This window comes from Streptosporangium sp. NPDC002607 (genome assembly GCF_053592655.1).
The window spans coordinates 1-15,605 of the sequence record NZ_JBSFWD010000005.1; the positions used below are offsets into that span (position 1 = coordinate 1).

General features: G+C 71.8%; 14 protein-coding genes and 1 pseudogene. 12 read left to right on the plus strand and 3 right to left on the minus strand.

Annotation, left to right across the window (positions count from 1 at the left end):
* Positions 1 to 289 precede the first annotated feature (289 nt).
* From ACWD3H_RS07250 to ACWD3H_RS07280, 7 genes and pseudogenes are all read left to right on the plus strand, one after another.
* Positions 290 to 574 carry an HPr family phosphocarrier protein gene (locus tag ACWD3H_RS07250; RefSeq protein ID WP_355568506.1) on the plus strand — a complete coding sequence of 95 codons (285 nt, stop codon included), beginning with the start codon at positions 290 to 292 and terminating at the stop codon, positions 572 to 574.
* Positions 567 to 2,216 carry a phosphoenolpyruvate--protein phosphotransferase gene (gene ptsP / locus ACWD3H_RS07255; protein ID WP_451954389.1) on the plus strand — a complete coding sequence of 550 codons (1,650 nt, stop codon included), beginning with the start codon at positions 567 to 569 and terminating at the stop codon, positions 2,214 to 2,216. Before ACWD3H_RS07250 ends, ptsP begins: the two co-directional genes overlap by 8 nt.
* A 187-nt stretch (positions 2,217 to 2,403) precedes the next feature.
* Positions 2,404 to 5,163: an AAA family ATPase gene (locus ACWD3H_RS07260; RefSeq protein ID WP_451954390.1), complete on the plus strand. Its 2,760-nt coding sequence runs from the start codon at positions 2,404 to 2,406 to the stop codon at positions 5,161 to 5,163.
* A gap of 208 nt (positions 5,164 to 5,371) precedes the next feature.
* Complete coding sequence (gene bdeA / locus ACWD3H_RS07265; protein WP_451954391.1) at positions 5,372 to 6,316, plus strand: bis(hydroxyethyl) terephthalate hydrolase; 945 nt, start codon at positions 5,372 to 5,374, stop codon at positions 6,314 to 6,316.
* Between the two features lie 252 nt (positions 6,317 to 6,568).
* Positions 6,569 to 7,309, plus strand: coding sequence for a DUF3152 domain-containing protein (locus ACWD3H_RS07270; RefSeq protein ID WP_355568494.1), 741 nt, complete (start codon positions 6,569 to 6,571; stop codon positions 7,307 to 7,309).
* Between the two features lie 160 nt (positions 7,310 to 7,469).
* Positions 7,470 to 7,565, plus strand: a pseudogene (locus ACWD3H_RS07275) (hypothetical protein); the annotation flags it as partial.
* A gap of 50 nt (positions 7,566 to 7,615) precedes the next feature.
* Entirely contained in the window at positions 7,616 to 7,795 is a 180-nt protein-coding gene (locus tag ACWD3H_RS07280) for a hypothetical protein (protein WP_451954392.1), read from the plus strand.
* Here ACWD3H_RS07280 and ACWD3H_RS07285 read toward each other — a convergent pair.
* From ACWD3H_RS07285 to ACWD3H_RS07295, 3 genes are all read right to left on the minus strand, one after another.
* Positions 7,788 to 8,060: a WhiB family transcriptional regulator gene (locus ACWD3H_RS07285; RefSeq protein ID WP_030904446.1), complete on the minus strand. Its 273-nt coding sequence runs from the start codon at positions 8,058 to 8,060 to the stop codon at positions 7,788 to 7,790. The genes ACWD3H_RS07280 and ACWD3H_RS07285 overlap by 8 nt on opposite strands.
* 261 nt (positions 8,061 to 8,321) lie before the next feature.
* Entirely contained in the window at positions 8,322 to 9,980 is a 1,659-nt protein-coding gene (locus ACWD3H_RS07290) for a catalase (protein ID WP_355564952.1), read from the minus strand.
* Positions 9,981 to 10,219: 239 nt separating this feature from the next.
* Complete coding sequence (locus ACWD3H_RS07295) at positions 10,220 to 10,984, minus strand: hypothetical protein (protein ID WP_355564949.1); 765 nt, start codon at positions 10,982 to 10,984, stop codon at positions 10,220 to 10,222.
* A 229-nt stretch (positions 10,985 to 11,213) separates the two neighbouring features.
* Here ACWD3H_RS07295 and ACWD3H_RS07300 point away from each other — a divergent pair, with 229 nt between their 5' ends.
* The 5 genes from ACWD3H_RS07300 (at position 11,214) to ACWD3H_RS07320 (ending at position 15,605) form a co-directional block, all read left to right on the plus strand.
* Positions 11,214 to 12,218: an AAA family ATPase gene (locus ACWD3H_RS07300; RefSeq protein ID WP_355564946.1), complete on the plus strand. Its 1,005-nt coding sequence runs from the start codon at positions 11,214 to 11,216 to the stop codon at positions 12,216 to 12,218.
* 100 nt (positions 12,219 to 12,318) lie between these two features.
* On the plus strand, positions 12,319 to 13,380 hold the full coding sequence (locus ACWD3H_RS07305; protein ID WP_451954393.1) for a DUF58 domain-containing protein: 1,062 nt from the start codon (positions 12,319 to 12,321) through the stop codon (positions 13,378 to 13,380).
* Positions 13,377 to 14,324 carry a VWA domain-containing protein gene (locus ACWD3H_RS07310; RefSeq protein WP_355564941.1) on the plus strand — a complete coding sequence of 316 codons (948 nt, stop codon included), beginning with the start codon at positions 13,377 to 13,379 and terminating at the stop codon, positions 14,322 to 14,324. Before ACWD3H_RS07305 ends, ACWD3H_RS07310 begins: the two co-directional genes overlap by 4 nt.
* Positions 14,325 to 14,356: 32 nt before the next feature.
* Positions 14,357 to 14,971 carry a class I SAM-dependent methyltransferase gene (locus ACWD3H_RS07315; RefSeq protein ID WP_451954394.1) on the plus strand — a complete coding sequence of 205 codons (615 nt, stop codon included), beginning with the start codon at positions 14,357 to 14,359 and terminating at the stop codon, positions 14,969 to 14,971.
* 76 nt (positions 14,972 to 15,047) lie between these two features.
* Complete coding sequence (locus tag ACWD3H_RS07320) at positions 15,048 to 15,605, plus strand: TrmH family RNA methyltransferase (protein WP_355628495.1); 558 nt, start codon at positions 15,048 to 15,050, stop codon at positions 15,603 to 15,605.

Sequence of the window (15,605 nt, forward strand, 5' to 3'; positions counted from 1 at the left end):
ACCTGATCACGCATCGTCTGTCTCTGACCGAGGTCCTGGAGGCGATCGACATCGTCAGCAGGGGTGAGGCCATCAAGGTCACCATCGAGCCCTGACCGCCCCCGGCCCGGAGCTCCGGCCCCCGGAGCTCCGGGCCTCCGGGCCGGACAGGAGCGCAAGACCGTGCCGGGGAACCTCCGGAAGACCCGCCCACCCACACCGGAGTGCCCCACCCGCCTCCCGCCGGATCCGGCGGGAGAGCCGGCGCAAGCTCACACCACTCGCAGAACACGCAGAAGGAGAACCGGAGATGCCGGAGAGGACAGTGGTCATCGCCTCAAGCACGGGCCTCCACGCCCGGCCCGCGAAGATCTTCGTGCAGGCCGCGGCCAGGCAGGGGATGCCCGTCCGCATCCGTGTCGGGGAAGGCAAACCCGTACCCGCCAACAGCATGCTCGCCGTGCTGGCGCTGGGCGCGACGCACGGCACGGAGGTCACCCTGGACGCGGAGGGACCGGGAGCCGACGAGGCCCTCGCTTCCCTCGCCGACCTGCTCGCCCGCGACCTCGACGCCGAAGAGACACCGCATGGCTGAGACGCTCAAGGGCCTGGGCGTGAGCCCAGGGCGGGCCGCTGGACGGGTCTGCCGGATGGCGGCCCCGCCGGAGCTGCCGGCCCCCACGCCGGTCGCCGACGCCGACGCCGAACTCGGCCGGGCGCTGGACGCGCTGCGAGCCACCGCCACCGAACTGGCGGAGCGGGCGGAGAAGGCACCCGACACCGACGCGCGGGCGATCCTGGAGGCGCAGTCCTTCATCGCCGACGACCCCGGTCTGCACGAGTCCGTAGAGGCCGCCGTCAGGTCGGGCAAGGACGCCGCGTACGCCATCGACGAGGCATGCGCCCACCACCGGCGCGCACTGCTGGCGGCGGGCGGCTACATCGCCGAACGAGCCGCCGACCTCGACGACGTCCGCAACCGGGCCGTCGCGACGGTGCTCGGCCTACCCGTCCCCGGGGTGCCCACCCCCGGTCATCCCTTCGTCCTGGTCGCCGAGGATCTCTCCCCCGCCGACACGGTGAACCTGGACCCCGACACCGTCCTCGCCCTCGTCACCTCAAAGGGCGGCCCGACCAGCCACACCGCCATCCTGGCCCGCGCCCGCGGCCTGCCCGCCGTGGTCGCCTGCCGGGAGATGAGCGAGGTCGGCGAGGGGACGTGGGTGTCCGTCGACGGTCTGCGGGGCGAGGTGGAGGTCGGCATCGGCGAGGAGGCCGCCACCGAGATCCAGCGCCTGGCGGAGGCCGAACGCCGCCGGGCGAGCACGAGCCGGGGCCCCGGCCGCACCTCCGACGACCACCCGGTCAAGCTGCTGCTCAACATCGGCTCCGCGGCCGACCTCGCCCCGCAGGGGGTGGACGCCGAGGGAGTGGGACTGTTCCGTACGGAGTTCCTCTTCCTGGACCGGCGTGAGGAGCCGGGCTACGAGGAGCAGGTGGCCGCCTACGCCGCGGTCTTCCGCGCCGCGCCCGGCGGGCACGTCGTGGTCCGCACCCTCGACGCGGGCACCGACAAGCCGCTGCCGTTCCTCGGGCTGGCCGAAGAGACCAATCCGGCGCTGGGCGTGCGGGGGCTGCGGGTGTCCCGGGTCAGGCCCGAGGTGCTCGACACCCAGCTCGACGCCATCGCCGAGGCCGCGCGCCAGAGCGGAGCCGAGCCGTGGGTGATGGCGCCCATGGTGACGACGGTGGGCGAGGCGGCCGACTTCGCCGGGCGGGCCCGCGCCCGGGGAATCGCCCGCGTCGGGGCGATGGTGGAGGTCCCCGCCGCCGCGCTGCGTGCCGAACGCCTGCTGAAGGAGCTCGACTTCCTGAGCATCGGCACCAACGACCTGAGCCAGTACACCTTCGCCTCCGACCGGCAGCACGGAGATCTCGCCGACCTGCTCGACCCCTGGCAGGCGGCGCTGCTCCAGCTGATCGCCGACTGCGCCGCGGCCGGGCAGGCGGTGGGCAAGCCCGTCGGCGTGTGCGGCGAGGCGGCGGCGGACCCGCTCCTGGCGACGGTCCTGGTCGGGCTGGGCGTCACCAGCCTGTCGATGTCGGCGCCCAGCGTTCCCGCGGTGCGGGAGAGCCTCGCCGCGCACTCCCTGGCGCAGTGCCGCGACAACGCCCGGTTCGCCCTGGGCGCGGACGACCCCGGGCAGGCCAGAAAGATGATCGTCCCGGGCTGGTGAGCACCCCCTGAACCGGGCCGGAGACCCCCTCCCTCCGGCCCGGTTGCCGCCTCCGGCCCGTTTCCCCGGCGCGCATCGGTGAAATCACCGGTCTTCCCCGCGGAAACTGCCGGGGCACCGGCGCGGACCGGCGGAGACCCCCGCACCGGCCCTTTCCAGGCGCGACATACGCGCGTAACACTGGGACATGCCCTCCCCCTCCCCCGTCACCCGGTCACCGGCGCTGCACGGCCGTGACGCGGAGCAGGACGCACTGCTGCGACTCCTCGACGCCGCGCGCGACGGATCCGGAGGCGCGCTGATCCTGCGGGGGGCGCGGGGAACGGGAAAGACCGCGATGCTCGATGTCGCGGCTGAACGCGCGGGCGAGTCGGGCGACTTCTTCGTGCTCAGGGTGCGCGGCAGCGAGGCGGAGTCGCACCTGCCCTGCGCCGGGCTGCACGGACTGCTCCGGCCGGTCGCCGACCGGCTGCCCGCGCTGCCCCCGGCACAGGCCGCGGCGCTGGCGCGGGCACTGGAACTGGGCGCGGTGGACGGCGGGCTGGCGCTTCCCGCCGCGGTGCTCAACCTCCTGGCGGCTGCCGGCGGCCCGGTGCTGGCCTGCGTCGACGACGTTCACCATCTCGACGCGCCCAGCCGCGAGGCGCTCTTCTTCGCGGCCAGGCGGCTGACGGGGGAGGCGGTGGCACTGCTGTTCGGTGCCGACGACGGCACCGCCGTCCCCGACGACATACCGGCCTTCGAGCTGGACGCCCTGGACAAGGAGGCGGCCGGGCGGCTGGCAGGCGACCTGGTGCCGGGACTGACCGACGACGTGCGGGCGTCGCTGCTGGAGATCGCCTGCGGCAACCCGCTCGCGCTCGGGGAGCTCGCCCGGTCGCTCAGTCCCGAGCAGCTCTCCGGTGCCGCCGCGCCGCCCGAGACGCTGCCGAGAGGCGGGCGGCTCTGGCGCGCGTACGCCGACCGGTTGGCGCGGCTGCCCGGCGACACCGCGGACATGCTCCTGCTGCTCGCGGCCGACCCCGATCTGGAGACGGTCACCCTGCTCGAGGCCGCGGAGCCGCGGTGCGCGCTGACCGTGCTCGAACCGGCGGAGAGGGCGGGCGTGATCGTCCGCGTCACCGATGTCGCCGGCGACCGCTACGACTTCCACGAGCCCGCGATGCGGGCCGTGGTCTACGCCGGCTCCTCGCTTGCCCGGCGCCGCACGGCGCACCGCCTGCTCGCCGGCGTGCTGCGCCACGACCACCAGCGGCTGCGGCGCGCCTGGCATCGAGCCGCCGCGATGGACGGCCCCGACGAGTCGCTGGCCGACGAACTGGCCGCGGCCGCCGCGGCGGCGGGTTTCCAGGGCGGCCATCCGGCCTCCTTCCTCGCCTTCGAGCGGGCGGCCGAGCTGACCGCGCACGGCGACGTCAAGGCCGCGCGCCTGGCCGCCGCCGCCAACCGCGCGTGGCGTGCCGGGCTGCCCCGGCGCGCCCGGTCGCTGCTGGCCCGCCTGCACTCGCTGACCATCTCCGAGGAGGTACGGAGCCAGGCCGAGCTGATCCGCGGCAGCCTGGAGCTGCGCAGCGGGAAGACCGGCAGCGCCGGGGACGACCTGATGTCGGCGGCCGAGTCGCTGCTGGACAGGGACCGGGGACAGGCCGTCCGGGTGTTCATCCGTGCGGGCGAGGCGAGCTATCTGGCCGGCGACAACGTCCGCTACCTGGACATAGCACGGCGGGCCGCCACGCTGCGCCGCCCGGACGACCCGGCGGCCACCCAGCTGATGTTCGAGTATCTGGCCGGTACGGCGGCGACCTTCGGCGGCCGTCACCGGGAGGCGGCCGATCCGCTCCGCCGGGTGCTGGAGCTCGCGCCCTCGGTGCGCACCCCGTCGGTGCTGGTGTGGGCGGGGGTGGCCGGCCTGCTGCTGGGTGACGACGCGCAGGCGCAGCGGCTGTTCGGCCGGGCGGTGGAGACGGCGCGCGCGCTCGGGGCGGTCTCCACGGTGCCTCAGGTACTGGAGTTCATGATCCAGGCCGAGATCTGGATGGGCCGCTACGCCTCCATCGCCGCCAGCGCCGTCGAGGGGCTCCGGATCGCCCAGGAGCGCGGCAGGCCCAACAGCGCGGGCCAGCACCTGGGATGGCTCGCGCTCACCGCGGCCGTCGAGGGCGACGAGGAGACGTGCGCGATCAGGGCGGCGAGCGCCATCGAGCTGGCGGGCGCCCATGGCCTGGGCGTGGCGGGGGCACTCGGCAACTGGGCGCTGGCCCACCTCGACCTCGCGGCGGGACGCCACGCCGACGCGGCCAAGCGGCTACGGGCCACGTCCAGGTCGGGCGGGACAGGCGGCCACCTCGTGGTGCGGGTCATGTCGACGCCCCACTTCGTCGAGGCCGCCGCGCGCACGGGCGACCGGAAGGCGGCCGAGAGGGCCCTGCGGGTGCTGGACCGCTGGGTGGGCAGCACTCGCAGCCCCGACCGGCGCGCGCTCGCCACGCGCTGTCACGCGCTCCTGGCCGCCCCGGGTGACGCCGAGGAGTACTTCAGAGCAGCGCTCGACCTGCACCACCAGGGTTTCTCCGAGTTCGAGACGGCTCGCACCCAGCTGCTCTTCGGCAGCGCCCTGCGCAGGAACCGGCGTCCCGGCGCGGCCAGGGAGCATCTGCACAGCGCCCTGGAGACGTTCGAGCGGTCCGGCGCGCGCCTCTGGGCCGAGCAGGCCCGCACCGAGCTGCGCGGAGCCGGGGAGGCCGTCAGGTCGTCCCGCCCCAAGGCCACCGAGAAACTCACGGCTCAGCAGTACCAGATCGCGCGGATCGTCGCGGACGGCGCCACCAACCGGGAGGTGGCGGCCCGGCTCTTCCTGAGCCCGAGGACCGTCGAGCACCACCTCAGGAACATCTTCACCAAGCTCGACATCCGCTCGCGGGTGGAGCTGGTGCGACTGATGTCCTGATTCACGGGTGCAGTGCAGTACGGGTGATTTCACCGATGCACTCCGGACCTGACAACGAGAAAGTGGCGAATGTCAGAAACCCGAGGGGTTACCCGGTAGCGCCGACCGTGCCGTCGCCACCTCCGGCGGCGGACCGGCGCGCGACGAACGGTCGTCGGCCGACCACCGTATCGCCCTGGTTCCCCCCACAGGAACGGAGTACAGCAACGTGCAGCCGTACAGCACCACCCCCCAGGCCCACGCGCCCAGGCGGTCCCGCCGGGCGACGACTGTCGCCACGCTGACCCTCGCACTCGCTCTGCTCGGCACCGGCGGGGGCCTCGCGCCCACCGCGCAGGCCGTCGCGGCCCCCGCCGCACAGGCCGCCGCCGCGGGCCCGTACGACCGCGGCCCCGACCCGACCAACGCCGGCATCGAGGCGGTCAGAGGGCCTTTCGCGATCGCGGAGACCAACGTCTCCTCGCTCCGGGTGACCGGCTTCGGCGGAGGGACGATCTACTACCCGACGTCCACCAGCGAGGGGACCTTCGGCGGAATAGCCATCGCCCCCGGCTACACCGCGAGCAGGTCGAGCATGGCCTGGCTCGCCTCGCGGCTGGCCTCCCACGGTTTCGTGGTCTTCAACATCGACACCATCACCACCGCGGACCAGCCCGCCAGCCGCGGCAGGCAACTGCTGGCCGCGCTCGACTACCTGGTGCAGAGCAGCTCGGCGGCCAGCCGGGTCGACGCCGGCAGGCTCGGCGTGATGGGGCACTCGATGGGCGGTGGCGGCACCCTGGAGGCCGCCAACAGCCGGCCGCAGCTGCAGGCGGCCATCCCGCTGACCGCGTGGAACCTGACCAAGAACTGGTCGGGCATCCGGGTCCCGACGCTGATCGTCGGCGCGGAGAACGACACCATCGCCTCGGTGAGCCTGCACTCCAAGCCGTTCTACAACAGCATCCCGGCCTCCTCGGAGAAGGCCTACCTGGAACTCGACGGGGCCGGCCACTTCGCACCCAACAGCTCCAACACGACGATCGCCAAGTACAGCATCTCGTGGCTGAAGCGGTTCGTCGACAACGACACCCGCTACGAGCAGTTCCTGTGCCCCGCGCCCCGGGGTGACAGGAACATCTCCGAGTACCAGGACACCTGCCCGCACTCCTAGGGCACCGGGCCGCCGTCGCAGCACGGCACCGGCGGCGGCCCACGACCGCGAACCCCCTGACCCGACGGCGGCCGCCACCCGCGGCCGCCGTCGGCGTACCCGCCCCAAGACTCTCCGAGATGCCACCATCTGATGGATTTTCCCCTGGTTTGATCAGTTACCTCCGGAGGGCAATAGGGTTTACGGACTATGTCCAGGAACGAAAGTCGACGTGACTCCAAGACCGTTATGTGGCTTCTCGCGTTCAGCGTCATGGCCACGTTCACGGCCGGAGCGGTCACCCTGCTGAGCGGTCACCTCGAGCCTGTTCCCGACATTCCCCCACCCCCGGACGCCGCCCTGCCCCAGATACCCGTGACGCCGGTGACACCGACCCCGCCACCGCAGCCTCGGGGTACGGCCGACCCCTCCGGCCCGGCCGAGGAGCCGCTCCTGCTGGCCAACGGCCGGCAGCAACCGCTGAGGGTGAAGGTGCCCCGGGCGGCCAAGGGCCGCTACGCCGTCGCCCCCGGCGAGGCCAGACCACCCAGGGGCAAGGGCAGGGTCGTCCGGTACGCGGTGGAGGTCGAGCGCGGCCTGCCGTTCGAGGTGGAGGAGTTCGCCTCCGAGGTGCACCGGATCCTCAACGACCCGCGTGGCTGGGGGTACCGGTTCAAACGGGTGGCGCGCGGCCCGGTGGAGCTCAGGGTCTCGCTGAGCAGCCCGGAGACGGCCGACCGGCGTTGCCTGCCGATGCGGACCAACGGCACGCTGTCCTGCTGGAACGGCGGGCGCGCGATCATCAACGCGGTCCGCTGGAACACCGGGGCGCGAGGCTACGGCCGTGACGTGGCCTCCTACCGCGAGTACGTCATCAGCCACGAGGTCGGGCACGGCCTCGGCCACGGCCACGTCTCCTGCCCCGGCCCCGGCCGGCGGGCCCCGGTGATGCTCCAGCAGACCAAGTCCCTGTACGGCTGCCGCCCCAACCCCTGGCCCTCGCCCCGCCGCTGACCGGCACGGCGGTCACCTGGGGCCGGTGAACCACCGCATACGGCAAAGCCGTGGCGGAGGAAGGTTCACCGGCCTCTCCCCGGGCACCCGATGGACATGCCGACAGCCGTCGCGGGAGAGGCTCGGCACACCGCCGGAGCGCAACCTCCACCTCAAAGACGTGCCGCCGGAGATCGTCGAGGAGGTCTGGCGGCGATTCCTCAGCGCGCTGGAGCCGCTGCACGAGGCGGGCAGGCTGGGAGCGGTGCTCTTCCAGTTCCCGCCGTGGTTCCCGATCGGGGAGAACAACAGGCGCCACATCCTGGAGTGCGCCCGGCGCTGCGCGCCGAGGTCACCCACGTGCTCTTCAACAACTGCTGCCGGGACAACGCCCAGCGCAACGCCGCCAGGTTCCGCGCGCTCGTCGAAGAGGCGGGCGAGCCCGGCGAACAGGACGGGCAGGGCGAGATCTGGGCGGCCGGCCGGCTCCGGGGCACCGCTACCTGACCTGGCGCCTCGCCCTGGTCATGGTGGCCCTGCGCTCGTCGGGGGTGGTGCCTCCCCACACACCGTCCATCTGCTGGGTGTTCAACGCGTACTCCAGGCAGCGCCCGCGCACCGGGCAGCGGCGGCACACGGCTCTGGCACGCTCGTACTGTTCACGACCCGGCCCCTCGTAGGACACCGGAAAGAAGAGTTCGGGATCCTCACTGAGGCAGGAGGAGCGGCGAGACCAGTTGATGATCGGAATAACGTTGCTCTTAACAGGCATGGCGATCCAATTGGGAGTGAGAACGGCTCAGATACTGGCAGCTCAGGTTGAGGATCGCGTGCCCGCTGTAGTGGTACTCATACCTTTTAAGCGGAAAAATCGGGCGATTTTGACCGATGGTCCCTTCCGTTAAGGAAGGCCCCGATCAGTGGGTCGAACCCCGGCGGTGCGCAACGGCCGGACCATCCCCGCGCGCTCCGGGGCCCGGCGACCGCCGCCCCCGCCGGGCCGGGGTGCGCACCCCGGCCCGGCGGCCGGTTCCTACCGCTCCACCCGTGCCCGCTCGTCGGGCACGCAGTGCGTCATCTTCAGGCCGGTCACCTCGCGCGGCCCGTTCTTGCCCAGCTTGGACAGCCGCTCGCGGTCCTCGTCCGTCAGGTCCTGGCCGATCAACGGCTTCAGGTGGGAGACGTCCCCGGGGCTGATGCCCAGCCCCTCTCCCACTCTGAGCCCGAGATCGTCCTCGACCATCAGGAAGTGCCAGACCATCCGCTCCTGGACGGGGCGCGAGGCCTGGGAGAGCATGTCGACGAAGTTCAGCACGAGATCGTCGCGCTCCCACTGCTCCATGAGCATGTAGCGCTGACCGGGCTGGGTGTAGTCGTTGGTACGTGGAATGCGCTTGCGGGTCAGCCTCCCGGAGATGACCGGCCCCTGCTCGTCGTAGGTGGGGTACTGCCCCTCCCGGAGCCCCCCGGTGATGGACGGCTCGTAGTTGACGTGCGGGTTGGCGCCCTGCCCGTCGACGTGGTAGGTCATCTCGCCGTCGCGCTGGTTGGTGCGCACCTGGGCGTGCTTGGCCTGGTTGACCGGCAGTTGCAGGTAGTTGGGGCCCACCCGGTGGCGCTGGGTGTCGCTGTAGGAGAAGGTACGGCCCACCAGCATCTTGTCGTCGGAGAAGTCGAGGCCGTCGACCAGGACGCCGGTCCCGAAGGAGATCTGTTCATTCTCGGCGAAGTTGTTGGCCACATTGCGGTTCAGCACCATCTTGCCGACCGGCATGGGCGGGAACTCGTTCTCCGGCCACACCTTGGTGTCGTCCAGCGGGTCGAAGTCCAGCTCGGGGTGGTCGTCATCGCTCATCATCTGCACCCGCAGCTCCCACTCGGGGAAGTCGCCCCGGTCGATCGCCTCGTGCAGATCCTTGGTGGCGTGCCCGAGTTCCAGTGCCTGTACGGCCGCGGCGTCCTCGGCGGTCATGCTGCGCACGCCCTGCTTGGGGATCCAGTGGTACTTCACCAGACGGCTGTCGCCCTCCTGGTTCTCCCACTTGTAGGTGTTGACCCCGAAGCCCTGCATATGCCGGTAGTCGGCCGGGATGCCGCGCGGGCTGAACAGGTTGACGAGCATGTGCATGCTCTCCGGCGTCTGCGACATGAAGTCGAAGATCCGGCCGGGCTCCTGCCTGAACGTCACCGGGTCCGGCTTGAGCGAGTGGATCACGTCGGGGAACTTGAGGGCGTCCCTGATGAAGAAGACCGCCAGGTTGTTGCCGACGAGATCCCAGTTGCCGTCCTCGGTGTAGAACTTCACCGCGAACCCGCGCGGGTCGCGGGCGGCCTCCGAGGAGTCCCTGCCACCGATCACCGTGGAGAACCGGACGGCCACATCGGTCCGCTTTCCGGGCTCCTGGAAGAGTTTCGCCCGGGTGTAGCGGCTGATCGGCTCGTCACCGAACGTGCCGTAGGCCTCGAAGTAACCGTAGGAGGTCACCCCTCGCGCGTGGACCACCCGCTCGGGGACGCGCTCGCGATCGAAGTGGCTGATCTTCTCCAGGAACTGGTAGTTCTCCAGCGTGGCCGGACCCCTCGCGCCGACCGTGCGCTGGTTCTGGTTGTCGTAGACCTGGTGCCCCTGCCGATTGGTCAGGATCGGGCGGTCATCGCCCGGCTGGGGTCCCACGCTCGACACATCCGTCATGATGACGATTCCTTCCCTGCCGCGGTCGCGCTCGGCGTACCACTCCATATCGGCACACAATCCCCCTTAACCGACACAGAGTGCTTTATAGCGATAAAGAGAAGAATCTTCACAAAGAGGGGTGGCAATTTAAACAGCCGGCGACGGCTCGGCGGGCGCCCTTTCCCAGCCGGCCGACACACCCGCGCCCGGAGGCGGACCACCCACCGGCCGCCTCCCCGGCCTCACGGGCGGCCCCCCTAAATCGGCTCGCCCTCGTTCTCGTCGCCCCGCTCAGGGCCGGGGGTACCGGTCCCGCTCTGGCTCGGCGACGGCGAAGGGGTGGGCCGGCCGGGATCCGGCGTCGCGGGGACCGGTGGCGGAGTCGGTACGAACACCGTGGGCGGCAGCGGCCTCGGCGGCGGCCGGAAATCGTCCTCCTTGCGCAGCAGGAGCCAGACCGTCACGGCCAGCAGCACGAGCAGCAGGGTCAGCACGACCCCCGCGACGATCACGGCTCGGCGGGTCTCGGTCGGCGGCGGCGCGCTCTTGGGCGGCGCGGGCAGCGCGGGCGAGCGGTCGCCCACCCAGTGCGGCGCGAAGTCGGGGCCGTGCTGCTCGCCGATCAGCGTTCCGCTGACCAGCACCGGTTCGAGGAACCGCTCCGCTCCCGCCCTGTCGGGCTCGTACGGCGTGGCCACCCACGGGGCGCTCCCGCCGTCCATGGCCAGCACCTGCGGGACCGTGTCGGCCACCGCGGTGCGCCCGCGTGTCGCCCTGGCCATCCAGCCCCGGACGCCGGAACGGCTGGCCGCCGCGTCACGGACACCGGTGACGAAGCGGTCACGGGCCGCCGGGTCGAGCGCGGCTCCCCTGGTCAGCACCGCGACCGAGACGGCCCTGCCATCGGGCGCGAGCCCGAGATAGACCAGCCCGGCGGGTCCCACCCGCAGACGTGCCTGCACGACGAAGGGTCCCAACTGGGGCGGGTCACCATACTGGAGCGGAGTGGCCACGTCTGACATGAAAGCACACCCGGGTGATCACCCCATGCCGCACGGGTGACGAGATCGGGCACACCGTGCGAGCCACCACCGGGCTCGGGTGACCTCCCCCCATCCGAGGAGTCGGCTTCTCGCCTCTCTCAGCCGAGATGGGCACCGGCCGTCTCGAACACGGGAACCATGACGGGGAAGGCGATTCACCGCCGGGTCGACCCGGCGGTTCCCTTCCCGGACGTGATGGAATATCGACATGACCGTCGCAGAAGAACTGCCGAGCGAGATCGACACCGGACTGCTGCGCGACGCCCTGACCGAGGTCCGGCGGGTCATCGTCGGGCAGGAGCACATGGTGGAGCGGTTGCTCGTGGCGCTCCTCGCCCGCGGCCACTGCCTGCTGGAGGGCGTGCCGGGCGTGGCCAAGACCCTGGCCGCCTCGACGCTGGCCACCGTGGTCGGCGGCGCCTTCGCCCGTATCCAGTTCACCCCCGACCTGGTCCCCAGCGACATCGTGGGCACCCGGGTGTACCACCCCTCCCGCGAGGTCTTCGACGTCGAGCTCGGCCCGGTGTTCGTCAACTTCCTGCTCGCCGACGAGATCAACCGGGCCCCGGCCAAGGTGCAGTCGGCGCTGCTGGAGGTCATGGCCGAGCGGCAGGTGACCCTGGCCGGGGAGACCCATCCGCTGCCCAGGCCGTTCATCGTGCTGGCCACCCAGAACCCGATCGAGTCCGAGGGCGTCTACCCCCTCCCCGAGGTCCAGCGCGACCGGTTCCTGTTCAAGGTCCGCGTCACCCATCCCAGCGCCCACGAGGAGCTGGAGATCCTGCACCGGATGAGCGTCACGCCGCCGACTCCCAGGGCGGTGCTCGACCCCGCGCGGCTGGCCGCCCTGCAGTCGATGGCCGATCAGGTCTCGGTCCACCAGCTCGTCGCCGACTACGTGGTCAGGCTCGTGATGGCCACCCGCTCCCCCGCCGACTACGGCCTGGCCGGACTGGAGGAGAACATCGAGATCGGTGTCAGTCCCCGGGCCACCCTCGGCCTGGTCGCCGCGGGGCGTGGCCTGGCGCTGCTGCGGGGCCGCGACTACCTGCTCCCCGACGACATCCGCGACGTGGCGGTGGACGTGATGTCCCACCGGCTGATGCTCACCTTCGACGCCCTGGCCGACGGGATCGACCCCGAGGACGTGATCCGCCAGATCCTCGCCGCCGTCCCGCCCCCCCTCGTCGTCTGGAACCAGGGCCCCCGGTGACCACCTCAGAAAGCGGCGTGGGGACGTGCCCATGCCCGGACTGAGGGACTTCCGTGAGGCCGCGCCGGGGACTGGACTGAGGAGTGAAGGAGCGAAGCGGATGAGCGACGAGGGAAGGAGCCGGATCCCAGCGGCCGAACCGCGACGCGCAGCGTCGCCGATAGCAGGAAAGGAGCCGGATAAGAGCGGCCTCACCGCGACGCGCAGCGTCGCAATCGGCACAGCCGAGCAGGCGCTGCGGCGGCTGGAGCTCACCATCGTGCGGCGCCTGGACGGGTTGCTGCAGGGGGCGTACCAGGGGCTCCTTCCCGGTCCTGGAAGCGAGTTCGGCGACAGCCGGGTCTACGTGCCCGGCGAGGACGACATCCGGCGGATGGACTGGGCGGTGACCGCCCGCACGACGGTCCCGCACGTGCGCGACCTGGTCGCCGACCGGGAGCTGGAGACCTGGGCGCTGGCGGACCTGTCGCCCAGCATGGACTTCGGCACCGCCGACATGGAGAAGCGGGACCTGGTCGTGGCCGCCATCGGGGCGATCGGCTTCCTGTCGGGCCGGATCGGAAACCGCTTCGGCGCGTACGTCCTGCACGACGAGTACGTCCACCGGATGCCCGCCAGGAGCGGCCGCCCGGCACTGTACGGCCTGCTGCACTCGCTGATGGAGGCTCCCAGAGGTCGTGCCGTCGCCGACGCCCCCGACCTGGCCGAGGCGATCGAGGTGATGGCCTCGGCATGGCGACGGCGCGGCCTGCGAGTGATCGTCTCCGACTTCCTCGACCCCGAACCCACTCTCGATCCCACCCTGGAACTGCCCTGGGAGCGGCCGATCCGCAGGCTGGCCGCTCACCACCAGGTAATGGCCGTCGAGGTGATCGACCCCCGCGAGCTGGAGCTGCCGGCGGTCGGACTGGTCAACCTGACCGACCCGGAGTCGGGGCGGAGCCGCCAGATCCGGCTCACGCCCAAGGTCCGCCGGGCGTACGCGGAGGCCGCCGCCGCGCAGCGGGCGGCCAACCAGACGGCGTTGCGCCGCTGCGGGGTGGCCCACCTGGTGCTGCGCACCGACCGCGACTGGGTCTTCGACATCGCCCAGTTCGTGCTGCGGCAGCGGCGCATGGCGTACCTGACCCATAGGCACCCGAGGTCGGGAGCGACACGGTGACTTTCCTCTCTCCGGCCTGGCTGTGGCTGTTCGCCGCGCTGGCGCTGCTCGTGGCGGGCTACGTGGCCGCCCAGTTCGCCCGGCGCCGCTACGCGCTGCGCTTCACCAACCTGCCGCTGCTGACGCTGGTGACCCCCCCGGGGCCCGGCTGGCGGCGGCACGTCGCCCCGCTGCTGTTCTTCGTCATGATGGGCCTGCTGATCGTGGGCGCGGCCCGTCCCGCCGATTCGGTGCGGATCCCCCGCGACCGTGCGACGATCATCATCGCGCTGGACGTCTCGCTGTCGATGGAGGCCGACGACGTCCAGCCGAACCGGATCGCCGCGGCCAAGGAGGCGGCCCAGAAGTTCGTCGCGGACCTGCCGGAACGCTTCAACGTCGGGCTGGTCGCCTTCGCCCGCTCCGCCTCCGTCGTGGTCTCCCCCACCACCGACCACCAGGCGGTGAGCACCTCCCTCGGCAACCTGAGCACCCGTGCGGGCACCGCGATCGGCGAGGCGGTGTTCAGCTCCCTGGACTCGTTGCGCTCCTTCGACCAGCAGGCGGTGACCGACCCCCCGCCGGCGGCGATCGTGCTGCTGTCCGACGGCGACAACACCTCTGGCCGTTCGGTGGCGGAGGCGATCGAGTCGGCGATGAGCTCGCGTGTGCCGGTCTCCACGATCGCCTACGGCACCCAGGAGGGCACCGTCTCGATCGACGGGCGCGACGTGAACGTGCCGGTGAACAAGACCACCCTGCAGACCCTGTCGGACGGCACGGGCGGCCGGGCCTACGAGGCGGAGTCCGGCAGCCAGCTGCGGGAGGTGTACGAGCAGATCGGCACCTCGCTGGGCTACCGGACGGTCAACCAGGAGGTCACCCAGTGGTTCGTGGTGGCGGCGATCCTGACCGGGCTGGTGACCGCCGGGGTGGCCCTGCTGCTGGGGTCGCGGCTGCCCTGAACCGGTCCCGGCCATTGGTAACGTTCTACGACGTGGCACATTACTTCGAGGAGCGTCCCGAGACCGCCGGCCGTCCCGGCTCGGTCACGCTCGTGCTCCCCGACCTTCACCTGAAGCTGGAGACCGACAGCGGGGTCTTCTCCGCCGAGCGCGTCGATGTGGGCACCCGGATCCTGCTGGAGAGCGTGCCTCCTCCGCCGCCCGGCGGCGACCTGCTCGACCTGGGCTGCGGCTACGGGCCGATCGCGCTGACGATGGCCTCGCGCGCCCCCGAGGCGACGGTCTGGGCGGTGGACGTCAACCGCAGGTCCGTGGAGCTGTGCGCCAGGAACGCCAGGTCCGCCTCCCTCGGCAACGTGAGGGCGATGCATGTCGACGAGGTTCCGCCCCAGGTGCGGTTCTCCGCCATCTGGTCCAATCCGGCGATCCGCATCGGCAAGGCCGCGATGCACGAGATGCTGACCCGCTGGCTGTCACGCCTCACCCCCGACGGCGTCGCGCACCTGGTGGTCCAGAAGCACCTGGGCTCGGACTCCCTGCAGCGCTGGCTGAACGAGCGGGGCTGGCCCACCGAGCGGGTGGCCTCCCGCTCGGCGTACCGGATCCTCCGGGTGGAGGCCGGGTCGCAGGCGGACCCGGCGCGGTGAGCAGGGTCATCCCGGCGGGCGGGACACGAGCCGCCCGAGAGACGAACGAGGAACGACGAGGAACGGTGAACGACCGATGACGGCGAACCCGCGCAGGCAGCTGCGCCCGACCGATGTCAAGCGCCTCAACCGCACCTGGCGGAGAAACACCGAGGGGCGGCTCGCGCTGATCCTGGAGTCGGTGACCGGCCCGTTCAACGTCGGTTCCATCTTCCGCACGGCCGCCGCCTTCGGGGTGGAGCGGATCTGGCTGGCGGGCAACGCCACCCCGCCGACCAACCCCAAGGCGCAGAAGACCGCGCTGGGCACCGACCGCCTGGTGGCCTGGGAGGAGCCGGTGCCCGTCCTGGAGGCCGTACGGGCGGCCAGGGACGACGGGTTCACCGTGGTCGCGGTGGAGTTGACCGGCGACGCGGTGCCCCTGTCCGAGGCCAAGCTGGACGGCGACGTGTGCCTGGTGGTGGGCAGCGAGGACCACGGATGCTCCCCCGCGCTGCTGGAGGCCGTCGACGGCGTCTGCTACATCCCGCAGGTGGGCCGGGTCGGCTCGTTCAACGTCTCGGTCGCGGCGGCGATCGCGGTGGCGGAGGCCCGCCGCCAGGAGTGGTCGGGCAAGGCGCTGCCGGAGGACTGA

Excerpts from the sequence above, each read along its gene's own strand:
- ACWD3H_RS07260 (WP_451954390.1), top strand. The coding sequence starts at position 2,404 with ATGCCCTCCCCCTCCCCCGTCACCCGGTCACCGGCGCTGCACGGCCGT.
- ACWD3H_RS07295 (WP_355564949.1), bottom strand. The coding sequence starts at position 10,984 with ATGTCAGACGTGGCCACTCCGCTCCAGTATGGTGACCCGCCCCAGTTG.
- ACWD3H_RS07305 (WP_451954393.1), top strand. The coding sequence starts at position 12,319 with ATGAGCGACGAGGGAAGGAGCCGGATCCCAGCGGCCGAACCGCGACGC.
- ptsP (WP_451954389.1), top strand. The coding sequence starts at position 567 with ATGGCTGAGACGCTCAAGGGCCTGGGCGTGAGCCCAGGGCGGGCCGCT.
- ACWD3H_RS07290 (WP_355564952.1), bottom strand. The coding sequence starts at position 9,980 with ATGACGGATGTGTCGAGCGTGGGACCCCAGCCGGGCGATGACCGCCCG.
- ACWD3H_RS07300 (WP_355564946.1), top strand. The coding sequence starts at position 11,214 with ATGACCGTCGCAGAAGAACTGCCGAGCGAGATCGACACCGGACTGCTG.
- ACWD3H_RS07320 (WP_355628495.1), top strand. The coding sequence starts at position 15,048 with ATGACGGCGAACCCGCGCAGGCAGCTGCGCCCGACCGATGTCAAGCGC.
- ACWD3H_RS07270 (WP_355568494.1), top strand. The coding sequence starts at position 6,569 with ATGGCCACGTTCACGGCCGGAGCGGTCACCCTGCTGAGCGGTCACCTC.
- ACWD3H_RS07250 (WP_355568506.1), top strand. The coding sequence starts at position 290 with ATGCCGGAGAGGACAGTGGTCATCGCCTCAAGCACGGGCCTCCACGCC.
- ACWD3H_RS07285 (WP_030904446.1), bottom strand. The coding sequence starts at position 8,060 with ATGCCTGTTAAGAGCAACGTTATTCCGATCATCAACTGGTCTCGCCGC.